The organism is Streptomyces sp. NPDC001381, assembly GCF_042895685.1.
Taxonomy (GTDB): Bacteria; Actinomycetota; Actinomycetes; order Streptomycetales; family Streptomycetaceae; genus Streptomyces.
This window is the reverse complement of sequence record NZ_JBIAWO010000005.1, coordinates 146474-167612: the sequence shown is the minus strand read 5'-3', so window position 1 is coordinate 167612 and position 21139 is coordinate 146474. Positions and strand designations below refer to the sequence as shown.

The following is a 21139-nucleotide window of genomic DNA, read 5'->3' as shown; positions in this document are numbered from 1 at the left end:
CCCGCCCATCAGAACAGGAAGTAGCGCTGGGCCATGGGCAGTTCGGCCGCAGGCGCCGCCTCGACCAGTTCCCCGTCGATGTGCACGGCGAAACTGTCGGGGTCGACCCGCACACGCGGCCGGGCGTCGTTCTCGCGCATGTCCGCCTTGGTGACTCCCCGCGTGGACTCGATGGCGACGAACCTCTTGCCCAGCTGCAGCCGCTCCGGCAGCCCGTCCTCGATCGCCAGCGGTGCGACGAAGTTGAACGAGTTCGAGGCCGGGGCCCGCCCGATCGCCCCGTACATCGGACGCGGCAGGATCGGCTGCGGGGTCGGGATCGAGGCGTTCGCATCACCCATCTGGGCGTACGCGATCTGGCCGCCCTTGATGACGAGGTGCGGTTTGACACCGAAGAACGCCGGCTCCCACAGGACGAGGTCGGCGAGCTTGCCCGTCTCGACGGAGCCGATCTCCCGCGCCAGTCCCTGTGCCAGCGCCGGGTTGATCGTGTACTTGGCGACATAGCGCCGTACCCGGTGGTTGTCCGCGCGCCCGTCCCCGGGCAGTGCGCCCCGCCGCCGCTTCATGACGTGCGCGGTCTGCCAGGTCCGCAGGACGACCTCTCCGACCCGGCCCATGGCCTGCGCGTCGGAGGAGATGATCGAGATGGCGCCGAGGTCGTGCAGGATGTCCTCCGCGCCGATCGTGGACGGACGGATCCGCGACTCGGCGAAGGCCAGGTCCTCCGGGACCGCCGGGTTGAGGTGGTGGCACACCATCAGCATGTCGAGGTGTTCCTCGGCGGTGTTGACGGTGTACGGCCGCGTGGGGTTGGTCGAGCTGGGCAGCACGTGCGGCTCGGAGACGACGGTCATGATGTCCGGCGCGTGCCCGCCGCCCGCACCCTCGGTGTGGTACGCGTGGATGCCCCGCCCGGCGATCGCGGCGAGCGTGTCGCCGACGAACCCGGCCTCGTTCAGGGTGTCCGTGTGGATGGCGACCTGGATGCCCGTCCGCTCCGCCACCGTCAGGGCCGCGTCGATCACGGCGGGCGTGGAGCCCCAGTCCTCGTGCAGCTTCAGGCCCAGCGCCCCGCCCCGGATCTGGGACAGCATCGCCTCGTGCGAGACGGTGTTGCCCTTGCCGAGGAAGCCGATATTCAGCGGGTACTGCTCCATCGCCTCCAGCATGCGGGCGAGGTGCCAGGGGCCCGGCGTCACCGTTGTGGCCTTGGAGCCCTCGGCGGGACCGGTGCCCCCGCCGACCAGGGTGGTGACCCCGGCGGACAGCGCCTCGTCGGCGATCTGGGGACAGATGAAGTGGACGTGCGCGTCGACCGCGCCGGCCGTCAGGATCCGCCCGTTGCCGGCGATGACCTCGGTCTCCGGGCCGAGGACCAGGTCGGGATGGACGCCGTCCATGGTGTCGGGGTTGCCCGCCTTGCCGATCGCGGTGATCCGGCCGTCGCGGATGCCCACGTCCGCCTTGACGATCCCCCAGTGGTCGACGATGACGGCCCCGGTGATCACGGTGTCGGGCGTGCCGTCTGCGCGCGTAGCACGCGCCTGGCCCATGGATTCCCGGATGACCTTGCCACCGCCGAAGACCGCCTCGTCACCGGCGAGCCCGGGACCGCCGGAACGGTCCTCCTCGATCTCGATCAGCAGGTCGGTGTCGGCCAGCCGGATCCGGTCCCCGGTGGTCGGGCCGAACAGGTCGGCGTACGCGGGACGGGAGATCTCAGGCATCGAGGGCACCTCCGGTCTCCCCGCGCAGCCCGGGCACGATCCGCGCGCCGGTGAGCGGGACGAGTTCCACGTCGACGGGGATCCCGGGCTCGAAGCGCACGGCGGTGCCGGCGGCGACGTTCAGCCGCTGTCCGCGCGCCGCCGCGCGGTCGAACTCCAGACCGGGGTTGGCCTCGGCGAAGTGGTAGTGGGAGCCGACCTGGACGGGCCGGTCGGCGGCGTTGAGGACGGTGAGCCGGGTGACCTCGCGGCCCTCGTTGTAGACGATCGGGTCCTCGGCGAAGAGGATCTCTCCGGGAATCATGGCGGCCTCCCCCGTCAGACGATCGGGTCGTGGACGGTGACGAGCTTGGTGCCGTCGGGGAAGGTGGCCTCGACCTGGACGTCGTGGATCATCTCGGGGATGCCCTCCATGACGTCGTCGCGGGTGAGCAGCTTGCGGCCGGACGCCATGAGTTCGGCGACGGTGCGCCCGTCCCGCGCGCCCTCCAGGATGTGCGAGGTGATCAGGGCCACGGCCTCGGGGTGGTTGAGCTTCAGCCCGCGGGCCCGGCGCTTCTCGGCGACGTCGGCCGCGACATGGATCAGCAGCCTCTCCTGCTCGTGCGGGGTCAGTTGCACGTCCCACCTCACATCCTCGCTCCGGACCGTGCGGGGCCCGGTTGCCGCGGCCACGAGGAAAACCCCTGGTGGCGTGGAGGGGCAGGCTAGTTGGAGCGCATTTCGAGCACGTTAACCAAGCCGTGATCCATCAGGCTTCCGGCCGCACCCCGGCACGCACGTCCACGCGCGCGGGCCGTCACCCGGACGGCGGATGCCGCGCAGCGCGGGTGACGTCCGGGAGTCGCGCCGCCCGCGGTGTCTACGACGGGCCGGTCCCCCGGTGTTCCGCCGCGGCACCTCCTCGGTGCTCCGCCGCGGCGCCGCCCCGGTGTTCCGCCGCGATGCCGAACCGCCGGCGTTCGCGCGGAGCGGAACCGACCTCGCGCACGGCGGAGACCGAGCTGATCACCTGCTCCTCGGCCGGCCGGTCGAGCTCGTCGAGTCGTTCCAGGTCGGCTGCGGAGACGAGGGCGACCAGGGGCTTGCCGTGCCGCGTCACGACGACGCGCTCACCGCCGTACACCACCCGGTTGATCAGGTCGGCGAGTTCAGCCCTGGCTTGTGTCACCGGAATCTCGTAGGCCATGACCCCATTCTAACGTCACGTACGTCCTGTACATTTTTTACAGATGCGCCCGACGCAGAAGGAGGGGTTCTCCCATGACCCGACCGTCCGCCCGCCATGTCCTGCCCGAGTTCACCGAGCGCACGAGCTTCGGACACCGGACGATGGATCCGTACTCGAAGCTGCTGGAGGAGCGGATCGTCTTCCTGGGAACGCCCATCGACGACACCTCGGCGAACGACGTGATGGCCCAGTTCATGTACCTGGAGCACAAGGACCCGGACCGGGACATCGCGCTGTACATCAACTCCCCCGGCGGCTCGTTCAGCGCGATGACGGCGATCTACGACACGCTCCGGTACGTGACCTGCGACGTGGAGACGACCTGCCTCGGCCGGGCCGGCTCCTCGGCGGCGGTCCTGCTGGCGGCGGGCACGCCGGGCAAGCGGTTCGCGCTGCCCGGCGCCCGGATGGTCATCCGGCAGCCGGCACTGCCCGGGCCGGTGGAGGGGCAGACCTCCGATCTGGCGATCCAGGCGGAGGAACTGGCCCGCACCCGGGACCTGCTGGAGGAGATGCTCGTTCGGCACACCGGACGCACCCCCGAACGGGTGACCGAGGACATCGAACGGGACCTGATCCTGACCGCGGCTCAGGCGGTGGAGTACGGCCTGGTGGACGGGGTCGTCCCGAGCCGCAGGGGCGCGGCCGGCGCGCCGGGCGCGAGGTGAGCGCCCGATGGTCCCCGAGCTGCCGCCGCTGCCCGCGCTGACCCGCGCCGAGGCCGAACTGATCGACCGTTACCTGGACGTGGTGGACCTGCTCGGGCGGATCAATCCCGCCCGCCACGGCGACACGTACCGCGGCCTGCGGGCCGCCCAGGCGCTGGTGGCGAGGGCGGCGGAGCTGCGTGACGCGCTGGCGCTGATGCACCAGCGGGGCGAGAGCGAGCTGTCCGCGCCGACCCTCGCGCGGGCGCTGCGCGTCCTGGACGGGGAGCGCCGTACGGCGCGTGTCACGGTGCCTCCGCTCTCCGACAGTTGACCCACGGCCGTCCGGCCCGGCACGGCCGCGTCACGAGCGCGACGTCCGGACCGGACCCGAAACGCACCAGACGGATTACCCCCGTTCGGCGGAGCGGTGGCTCCCCTCGCGAGCGCGCGCGAGTTGCCGAAAGCGCCGTTTTCCGGAGCCGTACAAGGGGTAGCGCCGCAGGTCGGAGGGCTTATGGCGCTCTTGACACCTGAGCGTCCATCAGGGTGTCCACCCGAACGGGTGAGTGGTGAGTAACCCCACAAATCCACGGTTCCATTGGGATTTTTGGTCAACGGTGAGTCAAGATCCCTGTCTGACGACAAGTCCCCGCCACAAGCGGCGGGGCGGTCCGGGCGGACGCCGAGTCCTGCCGCTGCCCGGATTGACCGGTCGACAGAAGTGCATCGGCAGGAGTGGAGGACCCAAGCACGACGGGTCGCCGGCACGTCGTCTCCGTGGAGGAGACGCCGGACCGAGCAACCCTTGGGGTGAAGCCGCGCGAGCGGCCGGGCACCTTTGTCAGCCCGAATCCGACAGGTCATCCTTCACAGGCGGTTGACGAAGGGTTGCGCATGACTGCGCTCAATCGTGTCCCGTCGCTCATGGCCCGGGCCGGTACGGCCTCTGCCTTCGCCATCGCCGCCGTCGGTGGCTCGATCGTGATCCCCGGTGTCGCCTCCGACGCGGCGGCTGCCACACCGGCGACCAAGGCACTGCAGGTCGCGGCGTCCAAGAAGGGCTCTCCGTACAAGTACGGGGCGACCGGGCCGAAGAGGTTCGACTGCTCGGGTCTCACGCTGTACTCGTTCAAGAAGGCGGGCAAGACGCTGCCGCGTACGGCGGCGCAGCAGTACAACAAGACCCGCCACATCTCGGCCGGCAACCGCAAGGCCGGCGACCTGGTGTTCTTCCACTCGGGGTCGAACGTGTACCACGTCGGCATCTACGCCGGTAAGGGCAAGATCTGGCACTCGCCCAAGACGGGAGACGTGGTGAAGCTGCAGAAGATCTGGACCAAGAGCGTCTGGTACGGCCGGGTCCGCTGACCCTCGTCGTCCTTCCGGGGCGGTGACGGTGTCCTGGCGCGCCGTCACCGCCCCGGGAGCTCCCCCGCCGGCGGGCTCGCCACGGCTTCCACGGCCGGCTCCGCCGGGACGGTCCAGGGCAGCTCCACCGCGACCGTCTTGCCGCCCTCGCGCGTGGGGCGGACTCTGAGCTTGCCGCCGCACTCGGCGGTCAGCCAGCGAATGATCACCAGACCTCGGCCGTTGTCCTGCTGGACGGCGGCCGGCAGTCGTTTGGGGAAGCGCGGGTGGCTGTCGGTCACGCCGATCCACAGGCGCTCGTCACGGTCGAGGACGAGGGCCACCGTGAAGGTGGGTGACAGCCCGAAGGTGTGCTGTACGGCGTTGGTGGCGAGTTCGGAGACGATCAGCCGGATGGTGTCGGCCGCCTCGGTGTCCGCCGGCAGACCCCACTCGCCGAGGGTGCCGGCCACGAAGCCGCGGGCGGCGGAGACCGAGGCGGGATCGCTCGGCAGAGTGACGGATGCTTCCAGATGGTCTGCCATGGCGACCTCGTCCCTTTCCCATGGGACCGGAGTCCGACACGCTGCGGATGGTTCGAGTACGGTCCCGGACCGGTGCTTCTTCGCCAGACTGCCATTACCGCGCCGGTCCCGGTGGCGATCCACCAAGATATGCATATATCTGTCGCCCGATGCGGTGAACTCTGCCACGGTCGAACAATTTGGACGGCCCGTCAGGAATATGGAGGAGCCCATGCAGCACGGCCCCGCGGTGCGCCGCCGGAAGCTGGGCGCCGAGCTGCGCAGTCTGCGCGCCCGGGCGGGGCTCACGAGCGGTGAGGCGGCCCGGCTCGTCGGCTGGCACCAGTCCAAGGTGAGCCGTATAGAGACCGGCACCAGTGGTACGAAACCGGCCGATGTGCGGTTGCTTCTCGACGCCTACGGAGTGGCCGACCCGCACCTGCGGTCGCTGATGCTGGCATTGGCCGGCTCGGAGGAGAGCGGCGGCCGGGAGCACTGGTGGCACGCCTACCGCGGGGTGCTGCCGGCCGCCTACCGGGACTTCATCAGCCTGGAGTCGCAGGCCGGCGCGATGCGCACCCTGGAGACGACCGTTGTCCCGGGGCTGCTCCAGACGCCCGAGTACGCGCGCGCGGTGACCCGGGCGGCGGTGGAGGGGGCGGACGAGGAGCAGCTCGACACGCTGGTGGAGGTGCGGATCGCCCGTCAGGACGTGCTGCGCAGGGAGCCGCCGCTCCTGCTGAGCGCGGTGCTGGACGAGGCGGTGCTGCGGCGGGAGGTGGGCGGCCCGGAGGTCATGGCCCGTCAGCTCGGACGGCTGAGGGAGGCGGCGCGGCTGCCCCACGTACGGCTGCAGGTATTGCCGTTCTCGGCCGGTGCCCATATCGGGGTAACCGGGCCTTTCGTTATCTTCTCATTTCCGAGCGGTTCTGATCTGGATGTGGTTGTTCTCGACCACTTGACGAGTAGCCTCTATCTCGAACGGAAAGAAGACCTCGAGGCCTACACCGAGGCCTTCAACGCCCTTCGGGCCCATGCCCTTTCGCCCGAGGAATCACTGGACTACATCGCCGCGACAGCTGACGGCGCGTAGGGAGGCACCATGTCAGCACTGCCTCGGAACGTACCTCGCAGCACCGATCCCCACGCTCTCCCGCAGGTGCGGTGGCTGCGCAGCAGCTACAGCACGGGAGCCAACAACTGCGTGGAGACGGCCCGGCCGGCCTCCGGGCCCTGGGCCGGACTGCTGGCCGTACGCGACTCCAAGGACCCGTCCGGGCCCGCCCTGCTCTTCTCCCCCGAGAGCTGGTCGGGTTTCACGGCCGCGTTCCGCTGATCACCGCGTCGGTCACCGACGCACGATCCCCGCCATCCGCCGACAGGGGCGGCTCACGGCCGTGTCACGCCGACTCATGGTCGTGTCTCCCCGATGACCCGTACAGCGCGTTCCAGCTCGGCCCCGGAGAGGTCCGCACGGGCGGTCAGCCTGAGGCGCGAGATGCCGTCGGGCACGGAGGGAGGACGGAAGCAGCCCACGGCCAGGCCTGCCGACCGGCAGTCCGCCGCCCACCGCACGGCCCCCTCCGGGGACGGCGCCCGCACGGAGACGACCGCGGCGTCCGGACGTACCGCCTCCAGGCCCGCGGCCGTCAGCCGGGAGTGCAGCTCGGCAGCCACCGCACGCGCGCGTACCGCCCGCTGCGGTTCCCGGCGCAGCAGCCTCAGCGCCGCCAGCGCCGCGCCCGCCGCCGCCGGGGCCAGCCCGGTGTCGAAGATGAACGTCCGGGCGGCGTTGACCAGATGCTCGATCACCCGCGCCGGCCCCAGCACGGCACCGCCCTGACTGCCGAGGGACTTCGACAGCGTCACCGTGACGACGACGTCCTCGGCACCGGCGAGACCCGCCGCGTACGGGGCGCCCTGCCCGCCGTTCCCGAGCACGCCGAGGCCGTGCGCGTCGTCCACCACCAGCCCGGCGCCGTACTCCCGGCAGGCGGCCGCCAGACCGGCCAGCGGGGCGGCGTCGCCGTCGACCGAGAAGACCGTGTCGGAGACGGCCACCGCGGGGCCGTCGTGGGTGCCGAGGGCCTTGCGCACGGCGTCCGGGTCGGCGTGCGGGACGACCTGGGTGGTGCCCCGGGCCAGCCGGCAGCCGTCGATGAGCGAGGCGTGGTTGCCCGCGTCGGAGACGATCAGGGAGCCGTGCGGGGCCAGCGCGGTGACCGCGGCCAGATTGGCGGCGTACCCGGAGGAGAAGACGAGGGCCGCCTCCGCCCCGCAGAAGTCGGCCAGCTCCCGCTCCAGCTCGGTGTGCAGCTCGGTGGTGCCGGTGACCAGCCGGGAGCCGGTCGCGCCGCCGCCCCAGGCCCGTGCGGCCGCCGCGGCGCCCTCCCGGACCTCGGGGTGGCGGGACAGGCCCAGGTAGTCGTTGCTCGCGAGGTCGAGCAGCGCGGAGTCGGCCGGGCGGGGCCGCAGCGTCCGTACGAGTCCGGCCCGGCGGCGCAGTTCCGCCTGTTCGTCGATCCAGCCGAACGCCATGGGTCCTCCGGGGCTTTTGTAGGTAGCGGACAGACACTAGCGGCATGAACCGCTACCCACGGTGTGGCAATACCCACACGTCGAACCGGGTGTGTTGTGTGATCCCTACCTTGGCCCGAGGCGGGTCGGTAGGACAGGATCGGCTCTCATGGACCTGCTGAACACGCTGGTGGACAAGGGGCTTCGGCGCGAGCTGCCGACCCGCGAGGAAGCGCTGGCCGTCCTCGCCACTTCCGACGACGACGTGCTGGACGTGGTGGCCGCGGCCGGAAAGGTGCGCCGGCACTGGTTCGGGCGACGGGTGAAACTGAACTACCTCGTCAACCTCAAGTCGGGGCTGTGCCCCGAGGACTGTTCGTACTGCTCCCAGCGACTCGGCTCCGAGGCCGGGATCCTGAAGTACACCTGGCTGAAGCCGGACGAGGCGTCCAGGGCCGCGGCGGCCGGGCTCGCGGGCGGGGCCAAGCGGGTCTGCCTGGTGGCGTCCGGGCGCGGCCCGACGGACCGGGACGTGGACCGGGTCTCGGACACGATCAAGGCCATCAAGGAGCAGAACGAGGGCGTCGAGGTGTGCGCCTGCCTGGGGCTGCTCTCCGACGGCCAGGCCGAACGGCTGCGCGAGGCGGGCGCGGACGCCTACAACCACAACCTCAACACGTCCGAGTCGACGTACGGGGACATCACGACCACCCACACGTACGCCGACCGGGTGGACACGGTCCAGAAGGCGCACGCGGCCGGGCTGTCGGCCTGCTCGGGCCTGATCGCGGGCATGGGCGAGACGGACGAGGACCTGGTGGACGTGGTCTTCTCGCTGCGCGAGCTGGACCCGGACTCGGTGCCGGTCAACTTCCTCATCCCGGTCGAGGGCACCCCGCTGGCCAAGGAGTGGAACCTCACCCCGCAGCGCTGTCTGCGCATCCTGGCGATGGTCCGGTTCGTCTGCCCCGACATCGAGGTGCGCATCGCGGGCGGCCGCGAGGTCCATCTGCGCACCATGCAGCCGCTGGCCCTGCACCTGGCCAACTCCATCTTCCTCGGCGACTACCTCACGACCGAGGGGCAGGCCGGCAAGGCCGACCTGGAGATGATCGCGGACGCGGGCTTCGAGGTGGAGGGCGCGGGCGAGGTCACGCTGCCGGAGCACCGGCTGGCCGCGGGCGGTGGCGGCTGCGGCTCGCACGCCGAGGCCGGCTGCGGGTCGGGCTGCGGGTCCCCCGCGGACGGTGCCGCGGGCTGCGGGACGCACGAGGGGGCCGGGGTGTGCGGGACGGCGTCCGCCGCCGCTGCCGCGCTCGCGGGCAACGAGCCCCGTACGGACCTGGTCGCCGTACGCCGCCGTGGCGCCGGTACCGACCTCGCGCCCAATGCCTGAGCTGCCCGTCACCGAGCTGCTGGAGCTGGACCGACGGCACGTCTGGCATCCGTACGGTCCGATGCCCGGTCGGGTCGACCCGCTCGTCGTGGAGTCGGCGAGCGGGGTGCGGCTGCGTCTTGCGGACGGGTCGGGCGAGCTGGTCGACGGCATGTCGTCCTGGTGGTCGGCGATCCACGGCTACAACCACCCGGTGCTGAACGAGGCCGCGCGCGAGCAGCTGGGGCGGATGAGCCATGTGATGTTCGGCGGGCTGACGCACGAGCCCGCCGTACGGCTGGCGAAGCTCCTTGTCGACATGTCGCCCGACGGGCTGGAGCATGTCTTCCTCGCCGACTCCGGTTCGGTGTCGGTCGAGGTCGCGGTGAAGATGTGCCTGCAGTACTGGCGCTCGCTCGGCCGCCCCGCCAAGCGGCGCCTGCTGACCTGGCGCGGCGGCTATCACGGCGACACCTGGCAGCCGATGTCCGTGTGCGACCCCGAGGGCGGGATGCACGAGCTGTGGACCGGGGTGCTGCCCCGTCAGGTCTTCGTGGAACCGCCTCCCGTGGAGTACGAGGAGGAGTACGCCGAGGGGCTGCGCGCCGCGATCGGGCGGCACGCGGACGAACTGGCCGCGGTGATCGTGGAGCCGGTGGTGCAGGGCGCGGGCGGGATGCGGTTCCACTCCCCCGCGTATCTGCGGGTGCTGCGCGAGGCGTGCGACGCGCACGACGTACTGCTGGTGTTCGACGAGATCGCGACCGGGTTCGGGCGCACGGGCGCGCTGTTCGCGGCGGAGCACGCCGCGGTGACGCCGGACGTGATGTGCGTGGGCAAGGCGCTGACCGGCGGATACCTGACGCTGGCCGGGACGCTGTGCACCGCGCGGGTGGCCGACGGGATCTCGCGGGGCGAGGTGCCGGTGCTGGCCCACGGCCCGACGTTCATGGGCAACCCGCTGGCCGCCGCCGTCGCCTGCGCCTCGATCGAGCTGCTGCTCGGTCAGGACTGGCTCGCCGAGATCAAGCGGATCGAGGCGGGGCTGCGGGAGGGGCTGGCGCCGGCCGCCGGGCTCCCCGGTGTGCGGGACGTCCGTGTGCTCGGGGCCATCGGGGTGGTGCAGCTCGATCACGCCGTGGACATGAGGGCCGCCACGGAGGCGGCCGTGCGGGAGGGTGTCTGGCTGCGGCCGTTCCGCGACCTGGTCTACACGATGCCGCCGTACGTCACCGGTGACGCGGACGTGGCACGGATCGCCCGCGCGGTGTGCGCGGCGGCGCGGGAGGGATGAGCATGCCGATCCTGGTGATCACGGGGACGGGCACGGAGGTCGGCAAGACCGTGACCACGGCGGCCGTCGCCGCCTCCGCGCTCGCGGCGGGCCGCTCGGTGGCCGTTCTGAAGGCCGCGCAGACGGGCGTCGCTCCGGACGAGCGCGGGGACGCGGACGAGGTCGCGCGGCTCGCGGGCGCGGTGACGGCGGCCGAGACCGCCCGCTATCCCGAACCGCTGGCCCCGGCGACGGCGGCCCGGCGGGCGGGTCTGCCGCCGGTGCGGCCGCAGGACGTGGTGGAGGCGGCGCGGAAACTGGCCGCCGGGCACGACCTGGTGCTCGTCGAGGGGGCGGGCGGGCTGCTCGTACGGTTCGACGAGGCGGGCGGGACGCTGGCGGACGTGGCCCAGGCGCTGCGGGCGCCGGTGCTGGTGGTGGCCTCGGCGGGACTGGGCACGCTGAACACCACGGAACTGACCGCCCGTGAACTGCGGTCGCGTGGTGTGGAGTTGCTGGGTGTCGTCATCGGCGGCTGGCCCGACTCCCCCGATCTGGCGATGCGGTGCAACGTCTCGGACCTGCCGGATGTCGCCGGCGCCCCGCTGCTGGGGGCCCTGCCGATGGGCGCGGGTGCGCTGACGCCCGCCGGCTTCCGTACGGCGGCTCCGGGTTGGCTGGCGCCGCGACTGGACGGGACGTGGGAGGCGGAGACGTTCCGGGAGGCGTCCGCGTCCTAGACGCCCGTCCGGCGGATCGTGCCCGGGCCCCAGGTCCTCGGCACGATCCGCCGGACAGCCGTCAGTCCGTCTCGGCCAGCAGCCGTACCAGTTCGATGCGGGAGCGGATGCCGAGGCGGGTGAAGACGCCGCGCAGGTGGTGGTCGATGGTGCGGGGGCTGAGGGCGAGGCGGGCGGCGATCTCGCGGTTCGTGGCGCCCTCGGCGGCCATGCGGGCGACCATGAGCTGCTGGGCGGTCAGACGGGCGGTGGGGGTGTCGGCGCCGTGTGCGGGAGTGGCGGGGGCGCCGAGGGCACGGAGTTCGGCGCGGGCCGCCTCGGCGCAGTGCGGGGCGCCGAAGGACTCGAAGGCCTCGCGGGCGCTGTGCAGCCGGTCGCGGGCCTCCGCGCGTCGGCGCAGCCGGCGCAGGGCGCTGCCGAACAGCAGTTCCGTACGGGCGCGTTCGAAGGCGCGGGTGCCGTCGGCGTGCAGGTCCAGGGCGGTGCGGTAGTGCTCCACCGCGTCGGCGCCCGGGGTGAGCAGGGCCCGGCAGCGGGCGCTGAGGGCGAGGTCGTCGGGGCTGCGGACGGCGCGGGCCCAGCGGTCGTAGTCGGCGTGCGCGGCCCGGGCCATCCGGGTGTCGCCGGCGCGCACGGCGGCCTCGACGTAGTGCGGGGTGGCCAGGTGGCGGACGGCCCGGTGGCCGTGTCCCGGGCCGAGGGCGGCGAGGGCACGCAGCCGGGCCGCGGCGGCGGCGTAGCGTCCGGCGCCGAGGTCGAGGAGGGCGAGCGCCCACTGGGCGAGGGCGGCGGGCAGACCGAGCCCGTGCGCGAGGGCGTAGGACCGGGCCGCCGCGGCGCGCTCCCGGCACAGGTCGCCGTCGCCGGTGAGGGCGGCGAACATCGCGAGAGCGGCCTGCAGATGGCAGGCGCCGTTGTCCTGTCCGGTGGCGTACGCCTGCCGTAGCGCGTCCAGCGCGGCGGTCTCGGCGGCGCGTGGGCGGCCGGTCCAGAAGTCGGTGTACGCGCGGAACTCCATCGCCTGGGAGACGGTCGCGGTGAGGCCGCGGGCCCGGGCGGCGGCCGCCGCGCGGAGGGTGGCGGTGGCGGCGCGGGTGTGGTCGCCGAGCATCAGGGCGGCGATGCCGGCGTGCAGGAGGAGGGTGGGGTCGCCGCCCGGCCCGCACCGCCCGGCGGTCGCCTCCAGCAGATCGCGGGCGTCTCCGTACCGCCCGTCGACGGCGGCGGCGACCCCGGCGAGCACTCCCGGCGGCGCGACCCCCAACCGCCGTGCCACGCGCACGGCTTCCCGGCATCGCCTCAAGTCACCCGTGTAGACGGCGGCTTCGGTGGCCCGGGCGAGGAGAAGTTCGACAACGGGCGGGGAGGGCGCGACGGCACGGCCGCCGGCCGCCGGACCGACAGCCTCGGACACGGCCGGGTGACGGACGGCCACCGGGCCGGACGGCTCAGGCGGGACCTGGGGACGAATGGTCGCCGGGCCCGGAGGCTCGGGCGGGGCGGGAGGAGAGACGGACGCCGAGCCGGAAGGCTCAGGCACGACCGGACGACGCACGGACCCCGGGCTGGCGGGCTCCGGCGGGGCCGGGGGACGGACGGCCACCGGGCCGGGAGGCTCAGGCACGGCCGGACGACGGACAGTCGGTGCGCCAGAGGGCTCGGGCACGACCGGGCGACGGACCGCCGCCGAGCCGGAAAGCTCGGGCGCGGCCGGACGACGGGCGGTCGGTGCGCCAGAGGGCTCGGGCTGGGAGCCGGGAGGTTCAGGCGCGGTCGGCGGATGGGTGGGTGGTGTCCCGGGAGGTTCAGGTGCGGCCGGGGGACGGGTGGGGGGTGTGCCGGGAGGCTCGGGTGGGGCCGGGGAGTTGGTGGGTGGTGTGCCCGTGCGGGGCGGTGGGGTGGCGGTGGTGGTCGACATGTCGGCAGGGCCACTTGCCCGTACCGCGCCCGCCAGCAGTGCGTCGAACGCCTCCCCCGCCTGGCCGGTGCGCAGGGCGAGGACGCCGCTCAGGGCGTCGACGTCGGTGCGGGCGGCGAGGGTGCGGGAGCGGTCGGCCTCGCCGGAGTTCCAGGCGTCGGCCGCCGCGCGGGCGAGGAGGCGGGACTGTTCACGGGGGTCCGTGCTGAGCGCGGCGGCGCGTTCGGTGAGGGCGCAGGCGAGGGCCGGGTCGGCGGCCCGGCGGGCCCGCTCGGCCGCCGTCGTGAGCTCCGCGGCGAGCCGCCCGCTGGGGCCGAGGGCGCCGGCGCCCCGGTGCCAGGAGCGGCGCGGCAGCTCGGTGTCGTCGTGCAGGACGCGGGCCAGCAGCCGGTGGGCGTCACGCCGGTCGGCCGGCGCGGCCGTCTCGTACGCGGCGATCCGCGTCCAGGCGTCGCGGAAGCCGACCCCGCCCGCCGTGGCGTACGCGAGCCCGGCCGCCTCGGCGGTCTCCAGCGGCCGGGTGTCCAGGCGGGCGGCGGCGACGGCGCGCAGGAAGGCGTGGGTGGCCACCGGGTACTGGTCGGCGGCGGCGAGCAGCAGGAGCAGCCGGGTGTCGTCGGGCAGGGCGCGGATCTCGCCGCGGTAGCCGTGCAGGAGGCCGGGGGCCAGTTCGGCGGGGTGGGTCGGCAGCGGGTCCAGTCCGGCCGCCTGCCGGTCGGTGAGCCGCGCCGCCAGTTCGGCGGCGGCGCGCTGATCGCCGTATACGAGACGCAGCACCCGCACCCGGACGCCCTCGGGCAGCGAGGAGGCCGGGCGCTGCCACGCGTCCGGGAGTGGCGATGGCGAAGTGCGGTCGGCACGTGGGGGGTTCACTCGAGTCACCACGCAACTGACGTTACTGGCGAGTTACTTGAACCGTAAAGACCGGCGATTTCACCGATGCGGCGCGCGTAGACCCGCCCGGACACTCCTGGCAACCCCACCCGTTTCAGGAGGCATCATGCAGCGCCGCAAGCGTCGCATCGCCGCGGTCATCACGGCCGCGGCCTCTTCGCTCCTTCTGTCACTGTCGTTCTCCGCCCCCACAGCCCACGCCGCGACCCACGACCCGGTCGTCTTCGTGCACGGTCTCAGCAGCGACTCCAGCAGCTGGGACGACTGGGTCGCCGACTTCAAGGCCGACGGGTACACGTCGGCCGAGCTGGACGCGTGGTCGTACAGCTGGACCCAGTCGAACGCCACGACCGCCTCGCAGCTGTCCACCGAGATCAAGAACGTGCTGGCGAGAACCGGCGCGAGCAAGGTCGACGTGGTCGTGCACTCCATGGGCGCCCTCAGCGCCCGCTACTACCTCAAGAACCTCGGCGGCACGTCCTCCGTGGACGACTTCGTCTCCGTCGCGGGCGTCAACCACGGCACGTCGGTCGCCTCCTGGTGCAGCTGGCTGTACACCTCCTGCGCCGAGATGGTCACCGGCAGCTCGTTCCTCACCGCGCTCAACTCCGGTGACGAGACGCCGGGCAGCGTGAACTACGCGACCTACTGGTCGAACTGCGACGCCGCCATCGACCCGGACTCCTCGGCCCTGCTGAGCGGGGCCACCAATGTCGGCGTCGGGTGCATCTCGCACAACGACATGAACAACGACCTCGGCGTGTACCAGCAGGTGCGCGACTTCATCCGGTGACGCGTCCGTGAGCGGCAGCGGGGGTGCGGCGGGTCCGGGCGGGGGAGAATCCCGGTAGGCCCGTCCTGTCCGGGAGGTCGTCATGCCGATTCGGTCCGCCGGCTCCGGCCGGGTGCCCGGTGATCCCGTCCACCATCCGCTGTTCGCCCGCTGCTACACCCTGCTCGGCACGGCCGCGGAGACCCGGGCCGGTCTCGCCGGTGTGCGGGACCGGCTGCTCGCCGGGCTCTCCGGCCGGGTCATCGAGATCGGCGCGGGCAACGGACTGAACTTCGCGCACTATCCGGGTGCCGTCTCGGAGGTCGTGGCGATCGAGCCCGAGCGCCGGATGCGGCGCTCGGCGCGGGAGGCGGCCCTGCGCGCCGAGGTGCCCGTCGACGTCGTACCGGGCCTGGCGGAGGCGCTGCCGGTGAAGAGCGAGGCCTTCGACGCGGCCGTGGTCTCCCTGGTGCTGTGCAGTGTGCGGGACGTGCCGCGCGCGCTCGCCGAACTGCGGCGCGTGCTGCGGCCCGGCGGCGAGCTGCGGTTCTTCGAGCACGGCCCCGGCGGCGGCCGGGCGATGCTCGCCGCCCAGCGCGCGCTGGACCGTACGGTCTGGCCGTCCCTCGCCGGCGGCTGTCACCTCACCCGCGACACGGTCGGGGCGCTGCGCGACGCCGGGTTCGAACTCGGCCCGTACCGGCGGATGTCGCTGCCGGAGAAGGGGCCGAGACTCCCCTTCTCCCCCTGTGTCCTCGGTTCGGCCCACAGGCCCTCATAGGCTCCACTGGCGCAGTTCCCGAGCGATGTCGAACACCGTCGCCTCACCGCTCTTGACCAGCTTCGCCAGATCCCGCACCTGTTCGGGCGAGGTGGCCACCTTCAGACCGCTGGCGACGAGGTAGGCGTAGGCGACCGCGCAGGCGAAGAGGGCGTTGGAGCGCTCCAGCGCGGGGACGTGGATGAGGAGTTGGAGCAGGGCGGCGGCGCGGGCCTGCGGGTCGTCGTAGACGGGCACGTCGAATATCTCCGCCTGGTGGCGCGCCACGGCGGCGACCAGGGCACCCCAGTCGGTGACCTGGGGGTCACCCGGGGTCTTCTGTTCGGCGAGCATGAGGAGCCAGGCGAGGTCGATCCGGAGGTCGCTCAAGGGATCAGCGGCGACCTTCGCGCGTGCCGCCCTCGCGTACCGCGCCCTCGCGGTCCGCGCCGAATTCCTCCGCGAAGACGTTCTCGTACCGCTTCATGAAGTCGGCCGCGGCCTCCACGAAGGTGTGGCCCACTTCCCCGGCGTCCTGTCTGACCAGCTCTTCGATGTAACGGTTGACGCTCATGCCGCGGGCCGTGGCGCGCTCGCGGGCGGCCCGGGCCGTGCCCTCGTCGACGCGTACGTTCAGCTGGGTCTTCGCCATACCTCGACGCTAGCGCCGGGATGCTAGCAACGGCAAGGGCGCGCCGGAACGGAAAAGCGATACCGGCGTGGAGCGGGTCACACTAGTCTCGGCACGTCGACGCGAGCGAGGAGGCAGTTTTGTCCACAGCGGCCTTGTCCACCCCCGACGGGATCGCGGCCCGTGCCCACGGTCTGACCAAGGCGTACGGCTCCGGCGAGACCACGGTGCTGGCCCTGGACTCGGTGGACGTGAACATCGCGCGTGGCCGCTTCACCGCGGTCATGGGGCCCTCGGGGTCCGGAAAATCCACCCTGATGCACTGTCTGGCCGGCCTGGACACCGTGTCGGCCGGTCAGGTGTGGCTCGGCGACACGGAGATCACAGGGCTGAAGGACCGGGAGCTGACCCGGCTGCGGCGGGACCGGATCGGCTTCATGTTCCAGTCGTTCAACCTGATCCCGACGCTGAACGCGGCCGAGAACATCACCCTGCCCATGGACATCGCGGGCCGCAAGCCCGATCAGAAGTGGCTGGACCAGGTGATCGACACGCTGGGGCTGCGGGAGCGGCTCCGGCACCGGCCGGCCCAGCTCTCCGGCGGTCAGCAGCAGCGGGTGGCCTGCGCCCGGGCGCTCGTCTCCCGCCCCGAGCTGATCTTCGCGGACGAGCCGACCGGCAACCTGGACTCACGGGCCGGCCTGGAGGTCCTCGCGTTCCTGCGCCGGGCGGTGGACGACCTCGGTCAGACGGTCGTCATGGTCACCCACGACCCGGGCGCCGCCGCCCACTCCGACCTGGTGCTCTTCCTGGCGGACGGCCGGATCGTGGACGAGATGGAGCGGCCCACGGCGGAGGCCGTGCTCGAACGCATGAAGCGGTTCGACGTCGGTCGTGCCCCGGTCGGCGACGGCACCCCCGAGGAGGACTGACCAGGTGCTGAAGGCCACGCTCAGAAGTTTCCTCGCGCACAAGGGACGGCTGCTGCTGTCGGCCCTCGCCGTCGTCCTGTCGGTGGCGTTCGTCGCGGGCAGTCTGATCTTCTCGGACACGGTGACCCGGACCTTCGACCGGCTCTTCGCGTCCACGGCGGCGGACGTGACGGTCGAGCCCAGGGACGATCTCGACTCCCAGGTGCCGAGCGGGGCGGTCCAGACCGTGCCCGCCTCCCTGGCGGCCCGGGTCACCCAGGTCGAGGGGGTCGCCTCCGCCCACGCGGACGTCGGCGTGCAGAACATCACGGTCGTCGACAGCGACAACAAGTCCGTCGGCCCGACCACCGGCGCCCCCACCATCGCCACCGACTGGTACCTCACCGACCGCAGCCCCGTGAAGCTGACCTCCGGCCACGCCCCCCGGGGCGCCGGCCAGGCCATGCTCGACGCGGACACCGCGGACAAGAAGCACGTCGACATCGGCGACACGCTCACCGTGATGGCCCAGCCGGGGTCCTTCGAGGTCGAGATCGTCGGCATCGCCACCTTCACCACCACCAACCCCGGCGCGGCCCTGGTCTTCCTCGACCCGAAGGTGGCCGCGACCGAACTCCTGGGCTCGGCGGACAAGGCCACCAGCATCTCCGTGGACGCCGCGGAGGGGGTCTCCGACGCCACGCTCAAGCGGCGCGTCACCGCCGCGCTCGGCTCGGGGCCGTACGAGGTGAAGACCGCGGACGAGCAGGCCGAGTCCTCGGCGGAGTCCCTGGGCGGGTTCCTCGACGTCATCAAGTACGTGATGCTCGGCTTCGCCGGGGTCGCCGTCCTGGTCGGCGTGTTCCTGATCGTCAACACCTTCTCGATGCTGATCGCCCAGCGCACCCGTGAACTGGGGCTGCTGCGCGCGCTCGGCGCCGACCGCCGTCAGGTACGCCGCTCGGTGCTCACCGAGGCGGTGCTGCTCGGGCTGGTCGGCTCCACGCTGGGCCTCGCGGCCGGCATCGGTCTCGCGGCCGGGCTGATCAAGCTGATGAGCACGTTCGGCATGAACCTCAAGACCACGGAGATGGTCGTCGGCTGGGCGACGCCGGTGGCGGCGTACGTCGTCGGCGTCGGCGTGACCTTCGTGGCCGCCTACCTCCCGGCCCGGCGCGCGGCCACGGTGTCCCCCATGGCGGCCCTCGCGGCCGCGGACATCGCCGGCGTGGGCCGGCCGCTGAAGGTGCGCGCGGTGGTCGGATCGGTCGTCGGGGCGCTGGGTGCCGCCGCGCTGGTCGGGTGTGCGACCTCCTCGAAGACGGCGTCCGCGGCCTCCCTGCTGGGCCTGGGCGTGGTCCTGACGCTGATCGCCACCGTGATCGCCGGACCGCTGCTGGTGCGCCCGGTGATCCGGGTGCTCGGCGCGGCCTTCCCCGCGCTGTTCGGATCGATCGGGCGGATGAGCCAGCGCAACGCCCTGCGCAACCCCCGCCGCACGGGTGCCACCGCCGCCGCGCTGATGGTGGGCCTGGCCCTGGTGGGCGGCATGTCGGTGGCGAGCGCCTCGATGTCGAAGTCCTTCGACGAGCAGATCGACAAGACGCTCGGCGCGGACTTCGTGATCCAGAACGCCAACTTCACGCCGTTCTCCCAGGAGGTGACGGACGCGGTCCGGGACACCGACGGCGTCGGTCTCGTCGTACGGCAGCGGTTCGCGCCGATCGCCGTACGACTGCCGGACGGCAAGCGGATCGAGACGACGGCCTCCGGATACGACGACCAGGTCGACGACGTCGCCCGTGTCACGTACGCCGAGGGCGACTCGGCGGCGGCGCTGGCGGACGGCGCGATCGGCATGGACGTGGACTTCGCCGAGGACCACGGGGTGCGGCTGGGCAGTGTGCTGCCGGTGGAGTTCCCCGGCGACCGCACGACCTCGCTGAAGGTGGGCGCGCTCACCGACCAGGACGCCGCCGACGGGTTCGGCATGCAGGGCGGGCTGTTCCTCGGGATCAAGACCGTCGAGAAGTACGTCCCGGACGGGCAGGACTCCGCGCTGTACGTGAACGCGGCCGCGGGCACGGACGCCGATCAGCTGCGGCCCCGGCTGGAGAAGACCCTCGACCCGTATCCGCAGGTGCAGGTGCGCGACCAGGCCGACTACAAGAAGCTAGTGCACGACCAGATCGCCGTCCTGCTCTACCTCGTCTACGCGCTGCTCGGCCTCGCGATCGTGATCGCGGTGCTCGGCGTGGTCAACACGCTGGCGCTGTCGGTGGTGGAGCGGACCCGGGAGATCGGGCTGCTGCGGGCGATCGGACTGGCCCGGCGGCAGCTGCGGCGGATGATCCGGCTGGAGTCGGTGGTGATCGCCGTGTTCGGCGCCGTTCTGGGACTGGCGCTGGGGCTGGTGTGGGGCGTGTGCATACAGCAGGTGCTGGCCCTGCAGGGCATGAAGGCACTGGCGATCCCATGGGGCACGATCGTCGCCGTGGTCATCGGCTCGGCGGTCGTCGGTGTCGTGGCGGCACTGCTGCCGGCCCTGCGGGCGTCCCGGATGAACGTGCTGGCGGCGATCGCCCACGAGTGAGGGGGTGCGGCTGCCGCCGTACTCACCCCCCCGCCCCCATCCGATCAGATTCAGTCAAGGGCGGTCGACTTCGGCACCTCAGCCGGTCGGCCGCCCTTGCCGCGTTACGTTGTGACGAGCGGTCAAGGCGGCACCGCGCAAGCCCGCCCGTGCGGAGAGCGACGGGTGACCGCGCACACGAGAGTCAGGTATGGGGGACATGACCGACGCACAGTCCGACGCACAGTCCGGCGCCCGATCCGACGAACGCCCGGCCGACAGCGGGCAGCCGAGCCTCCGGCCCCGCCCCCAGGGCAGAACCCGGCGGGACCAGAAGGACCACTACGGAGTCGTACGGGCGGAACCCCCGACGGACGACCATCAGCACGACGACCCGTCCCCCAGCTTCGAGACGCCCCCCGCCGCGGCCGTGGCCCCGGCCCCACCCCCGCCGCCCCGGCAGGCCGGTGACGCGCGGGAGTGAGCGAAGCGTTGCCCGCCTCGTTCACCGCGGTTCTCGTCTTCTTCGTCTTCGTGGTCCCCGGCCTGGCCTTCGAACTGAGTCTGCGCCGGCGTGCTCCGCTGCGTGCGGAGAGCCCGTTCGTGGAGACCGCCAGGGTCCTGCTGGTCGGCGCCCTCGCCACGGCGGTCGCCGCCGGACTGCTGGCGGCGGTGCACGAGATCCGGCCCGCCAGCCTGCCCAGCCCGAAGGGGCTCATCTCCGGCACCGCCCGGTATGTGTCGGCCCACCCGGAGCTCTCCGTGGCCGGCCTGACCGCGGAACTCGTCGCGGCGACCGCGCTGGCGCTCCTCGCCGCGGGACTGATGCGGCCGCCCACGAGCGGAGGCATCCACGGCTCCGACGCGTGGTACGAGCTGCTGTACAACGAGATCCCGCAGGGCAAGCACCCCAAGCTGGTCGTGGCGCTCAAGAGCGGCGGATACCGCGTGGAGGGGTTCTTCCACACCATGAACACCCACCCCGAGGTGGACCGGCGCGAGCTGGTCCTGCGGAAGGTCGAGATCCTCAAGGAGGAACCGGGGGCACCGCCCGTGCCCTGGCCCGCCCCCTTCGTACGGCTGGCCGTTCCGGCCCGCGAGATCGCCTGGGTGGCCATCGCGCACGTCGGACCGCCGGGTGCCGCTCCGGCCCCCTCACCGCAGCCGCCGGCCGCGCACACCGCCTCCCTCGGAGACCGGGTGCGTGCGCTCCAGTGGCAGCTCGCCGCCGGCGTGCTGCTCGTCGAGTCGCTGCTGCTGGTGGCCCTCGGCTGACGCACACGACACCGAAAGC

The 21139-nt window shown here is 72.6% G+C and carries 23 protein-coding genes and 1 riboswitch; of the genes, 14 read left to right on the top strand and 9 right to left on the bottom strand.

The features are described 5' to 3' along the window. Nucleotides 1-8: 8 nt before the first annotated feature. The 4 genes from ACFY2L_RS23505 to ACFY2L_RS23490 all read right to left on the bottom strand — a co-directional run bounded on the left by ACFY2L_RS23505 (nucleotide 9) and on the right by ACFY2L_RS23490 (nucleotide 2919). Nucleotides 9-1730, bottom strand: coding sequence for an urease subunit alpha (locus ACFY2L_RS23505; protein WP_390823275.1), 1722 nt, complete (start codon nucleotides 1728-1730; stop codon nucleotides 9-11). After that, on the bottom strand, nucleotides 1723-2034 hold the full coding sequence (locus tag ACFY2L_RS23500; RefSeq protein WP_390657291.1) for an urease subunit beta: 312 nt from the start codon (nucleotides 2032-2034) through the stop codon (nucleotides 1723-1725). The genes ACFY2L_RS23505 and ACFY2L_RS23500 overlap by 8 nt, the downstream gene beginning before the upstream one ends. Before the next feature lie 14 nt (nucleotides 2035-2048). Further along, the gene (locus ACFY2L_RS23495; RefSeq protein WP_010355509.1) at nucleotides 2049-2351 is read right to left on the bottom strand and encodes an urease subunit gamma; all 303 of its coding nucleotides are present in this window, start codon (nucleotides 2349-2351) and stop codon (nucleotides 2049-2051) included. 241 nt (nucleotides 2352-2592) lie between these two features. Next, nucleotides 2593-2919 carry a type II toxin-antitoxin system Phd/YefM family antitoxin gene (locus tag ACFY2L_RS23490; protein WP_390657290.1) on the bottom strand — a complete coding sequence of 109 codons (327 nt, stop codon included), beginning with the start codon at nucleotides 2917-2919 and terminating at the stop codon, nucleotides 2593-2595. A 74-nt stretch (nucleotides 2920-2993) separates the two neighbouring features. Here ACFY2L_RS23490 and ACFY2L_RS23485 point away from each other — a divergent pair, with 74 nt between their 5' ends. The 3 genes from ACFY2L_RS23485 to ACFY2L_RS23475 all read left to right on the top strand — a co-directional run bounded on the left by ACFY2L_RS23485 (nucleotide 2994) and on the right by ACFY2L_RS23475 (nucleotide 4979). Continuing rightward, nucleotides 2994-3629 carry an ATP-dependent Clp protease proteolytic subunit gene (locus tag ACFY2L_RS23485; RefSeq protein WP_390823274.1) on the top strand — a complete coding sequence of 212 codons (636 nt, stop codon included), beginning with the start codon at nucleotides 2994-2996 and terminating at the stop codon, nucleotides 3627-3629. Nucleotides 3630-3636: 7 nt separating this feature from the next. Continuing rightward, nucleotides 3637-3942 carry a hypothetical protein gene (locus ACFY2L_RS23480; protein WP_390823273.1) on the top strand — a complete coding sequence of 102 codons (306 nt, stop codon included), beginning with the start codon at nucleotides 3637-3639 and terminating at the stop codon, nucleotides 3940-3942. Nucleotides 3943-4360: 418 nt separating this feature from the next. Beyond that, nucleotides 4361-4502: riboswitch (cyclic di-AMP (ydaO/yuaA leader) on the top strand. Nucleotides 4503-4505: 3 nt separating this feature from the next. Then, entirely contained in the window at nucleotides 4506-4979 is a 474-nt protein-coding gene (locus ACFY2L_RS23475; protein WP_390657287.1) for a C40 family peptidase, read from the top strand. A gap of 44 nt (nucleotides 4980-5023) precedes the next feature. Here ACFY2L_RS23475 and ACFY2L_RS23470 read toward each other — a convergent pair whose 3' ends face one another. Then, nucleotides 5024-5503 (bottom strand): ATP-binding protein, encoded by a 480-nt coding sequence (locus ACFY2L_RS23470; protein ID WP_390657286.1) that lies wholly within the window; start codon nucleotides 5501-5503, stop codon nucleotides 5024-5026. A 211-nt stretch (nucleotides 5504-5714) separates the two neighbouring features. Between ACFY2L_RS23470 and ACFY2L_RS23465 the strand changes: the two genes are divergently transcribed. Together ACFY2L_RS23465 and ACFY2L_RS23460 are read left to right on the top strand one after the other, a co-directional pair. Beyond that, a complete protein-coding gene (locus ACFY2L_RS23465) occupies nucleotides 5715-6575 on the top strand; it encodes a helix-turn-helix domain-containing protein (protein ID WP_390823272.1) in 861 nt (286 codons plus the stop codon). 9 nt (nucleotides 6576-6584) lie between these two features. After that, nucleotides 6585-6818 (top strand): DUF397 domain-containing protein, encoded by a 234-nt coding sequence (locus tag ACFY2L_RS23460; RefSeq protein ID WP_390657284.1) that lies wholly within the window; start codon nucleotides 6585-6587, stop codon nucleotides 6816-6818. A 74-nt stretch (nucleotides 6819-6892) separates the two neighbouring features. Here ACFY2L_RS23460 and ACFY2L_RS23455 read toward each other — a convergent pair whose 3' ends face one another. After that, on the bottom strand, nucleotides 6893-8020 hold the full coding sequence (locus ACFY2L_RS23455; protein WP_390657283.1) for an 8-amino-7-oxononanoate synthase: 1128 nt from the start codon (nucleotides 8018-8020) through the stop codon (nucleotides 6893-6895). Nucleotides 8021-8168: 148 nt separating this feature from the next. Here ACFY2L_RS23455 and bioB point away from each other — a divergent pair, with 148 nt between their 5' ends. From bioB to bioD, 3 genes are read left to right on the top strand one after another with little or no spacing between them, the layout of a single operon-like run. Further along, the gene (gene bioB, locus ACFY2L_RS23450) at nucleotides 8169-9395 is read left to right on the top strand and encodes a biotin synthase BioB (RefSeq protein WP_390823271.1); all 1227 of its coding nucleotides are present in this window, start codon (nucleotides 8169-8171) and stop codon (nucleotides 9393-9395) included. Then, nucleotides 9388-10668 carry an adenosylmethionine--8-amino-7-oxononanoate transaminase gene (locus tag ACFY2L_RS23445; RefSeq protein ID WP_390823270.1) on the top strand — a complete coding sequence of 427 codons (1281 nt, stop codon included), beginning with the start codon at nucleotides 9388-9390 and terminating at the stop codon, nucleotides 10666-10668. Before bioB ends, ACFY2L_RS23445 begins: the two co-directional genes overlap by 8 nt. A 2-nt stretch (nucleotides 10669-10670) precedes the next feature. Further along, entirely contained in the window at nucleotides 10671-11387 is a 717-nt protein-coding gene (gene bioD, locus ACFY2L_RS23440; RefSeq protein WP_390823497.1) for a dethiobiotin synthase, read from the top strand. A 61-nt stretch (nucleotides 11388-11448) separates the two neighbouring features. Here the strand turns inward: bioD and ACFY2L_RS23435 are convergent, their stop codons facing one another. Continuing rightward, a complete protein-coding gene (locus ACFY2L_RS23435) occupies nucleotides 11449-14082 on the bottom strand; it encodes a LuxR C-terminal-related transcriptional regulator (protein WP_390823269.1) in 2634 nt (877 codons plus the stop codon). A gap of 223 nt (nucleotides 14083-14305) precedes the next feature. Between ACFY2L_RS23435 and ACFY2L_RS23430 the strand changes: the two genes are divergently transcribed. Together ACFY2L_RS23430 and ACFY2L_RS23425 are read left to right on the top strand one after the other, a co-directional pair. Beyond that, entirely contained in the window at nucleotides 14306-14992 is a 687-nt protein-coding gene (locus ACFY2L_RS23430) for an esterase/lipase family protein (protein WP_390657280.1), read from the top strand. An 82-nt stretch (nucleotides 14993-15074) separates the two neighbouring features. Beyond that, on the top strand, nucleotides 15075-15752 hold the full coding sequence (locus ACFY2L_RS23425) for a class I SAM-dependent methyltransferase (RefSeq protein WP_390823268.1): 678 nt from the start codon (nucleotides 15075-15077) through the stop codon (nucleotides 15750-15752). Here the strand turns inward: ACFY2L_RS23425 and ACFY2L_RS23420 are convergent. Continuing rightward, nucleotides 15747-16121, bottom strand: a complete 375-nt coding sequence (locus ACFY2L_RS23420) for a fic family toxin-antitoxin system, toxin component (RefSeq protein WP_390657278.1) — start codon at nucleotides 16119-16121, stop codon at nucleotides 15747-15749. The genes ACFY2L_RS23425 and ACFY2L_RS23420 overlap by 6 nt on opposite strands. A gap of 4 nt (nucleotides 16122-16125) precedes the next feature. Next, the gene (locus tag ACFY2L_RS23415; protein ID WP_390823267.1) at nucleotides 16126-16383 is read right to left on the bottom strand and encodes a toxin-antitoxin system HicB family antitoxin; all 258 of its coding nucleotides are present in this window, start codon (nucleotides 16381-16383) and stop codon (nucleotides 16126-16128) included. A 119-nt stretch (nucleotides 16384-16502) separates the two neighbouring features. Here ACFY2L_RS23415 and ACFY2L_RS23410 point away from each other — a divergent pair, with 119 nt between their 5' ends. From ACFY2L_RS23410 to ACFY2L_RS23395, 4 genes are all read left to right on the top strand, one after another. After that, complete coding sequence (locus tag ACFY2L_RS23410; protein ID WP_390657276.1) at nucleotides 16503-17294, top strand: ABC transporter ATP-binding protein; 792 nt, start codon at nucleotides 16503-16505, stop codon at nucleotides 17292-17294. 4 nt (nucleotides 17295-17298) lie between these two features. Further along, nucleotides 17299-19866 (top strand): ABC transporter permease, encoded by a 2568-nt coding sequence (locus ACFY2L_RS23405; protein ID WP_390823266.1) that lies wholly within the window; start codon nucleotides 17299-17301, stop codon nucleotides 19864-19866. A 199-nt stretch (nucleotides 19867-20065) separates the two neighbouring features. Further along, on the top strand, nucleotides 20066-20329 hold the full coding sequence (locus ACFY2L_RS23400) for a hypothetical protein (RefSeq protein WP_390657274.1): 264 nt from the start codon (nucleotides 20066-20068) through the stop codon (nucleotides 20327-20329). Beyond that, a complete protein-coding gene (locus ACFY2L_RS23395; protein ID WP_390657273.1) occupies nucleotides 20326-21120 on the top strand; it encodes a DUF6338 family protein in 795 nt (264 codons plus the stop codon). Before ACFY2L_RS23400 ends, ACFY2L_RS23395 begins: the two co-directional genes overlap by 4 nt. Nucleotides 21121-21139 lie beyond the last annotated feature (19 nt).

What these genes read in the sequence shown, in the direction of transcription:
- ACFY2L_RS23505 (WP_390823275.1), bottom strand. Translation starts at nt 1,730, where the DNA reads ATGCCTGAGATCTCCCGTCCCGCGTACGCCGACCTGTTCGGCCCGACC.
- ACFY2L_RS23500 (WP_390657291.1), bottom strand. Translation starts at nt 2,034, where the DNA reads ATGATTCCCGGAGAGATCCTCTTCGCCGAGGACCCGATCGTCTACAAC.
- ACFY2L_RS23490 (WP_390657290.1), bottom strand. Translation starts at nt 2,919, where the DNA reads ATGGCCTACGAGATTCCGGTGACACAAGCCAGGGCTGAACTCGCCGAC.
- ACFY2L_RS23485 (WP_390823274.1), top strand. Translation starts at nt 2,994, where the DNA reads ATGACCCGACCGTCCGCCCGCCATGTCCTGCCCGAGTTCACCGAGCGC.
- ACFY2L_RS23480 (WP_390823273.1), top strand. Translation starts at nt 3,637, where the DNA reads ATGGTCCCCGAGCTGCCGCCGCTGCCCGCGCTGACCCGCGCCGAGGCC.
- ACFY2L_RS23475 (WP_390657287.1), top strand. Translation starts at nt 4,506, where the DNA reads ATGACTGCGCTCAATCGTGTCCCGTCGCTCATGGCCCGGGCCGGTACG.
- ACFY2L_RS23470 (WP_390657286.1), bottom strand. Translation starts at nt 5,503, where the DNA reads ATGGCAGACCATCTGGAAGCATCCGTCACTCTGCCGAGCGATCCCGCC.
- ACFY2L_RS23465 (WP_390823272.1), top strand. Translation starts at nt 5,715, where the DNA reads ATGCAGCACGGCCCCGCGGTGCGCCGCCGGAAGCTGGGCGCCGAGCTG.
- ACFY2L_RS23460 (WP_390657284.1), top strand. Translation starts at nt 6,585, where the DNA reads ATGTCAGCACTGCCTCGGAACGTACCTCGCAGCACCGATCCCCACGCT.
- ACFY2L_RS23455 (WP_390657283.1), bottom strand. Translation starts at nt 8,020, where the DNA reads ATGGCGTTCGGCTGGATCGACGAACAGGCGGAACTGCGCCGCCGGGCC.
- bioB (WP_390823271.1), top strand. Translation starts at nt 8,169, where the DNA reads ATGGACCTGCTGAACACGCTGGTGGACAAGGGGCTTCGGCGCGAGCTG.
- ACFY2L_RS23445 (WP_390823270.1), top strand. Translation starts at nt 9,388, where the DNA reads ATGCCTGAGCTGCCCGTCACCGAGCTGCTGGAGCTGGACCGACGGCAC.
- bioD (WP_390823497.1), top strand. Translation starts at nt 10,671, where the DNA reads ATGCCGATCCTGGTGATCACGGGGACGGGCACGGAGGTCGGCAAGACC.
- ACFY2L_RS23430 (WP_390657280.1), top strand. Translation starts at nt 14,306, where the DNA reads ATGCAGCGCCGCAAGCGTCGCATCGCCGCGGTCATCACGGCCGCGGCC.
- ACFY2L_RS23425 (WP_390823268.1), top strand. Translation starts at nt 15,075, where the DNA reads ATGCCGATTCGGTCCGCCGGCTCCGGCCGGGTGCCCGGTGATCCCGTC.
- ACFY2L_RS23415 (WP_390823267.1), bottom strand. Translation starts at nt 16,383, where the DNA reads ATGGCGAAGACCCAGCTGAACGTACGCGTCGACGAGGGCACGGCCCGG.
- ACFY2L_RS23400 (WP_390657274.1), top strand. Translation starts at nt 20,066, where the DNA reads ATGACCGACGCACAGTCCGACGCACAGTCCGGCGCCCGATCCGACGAA.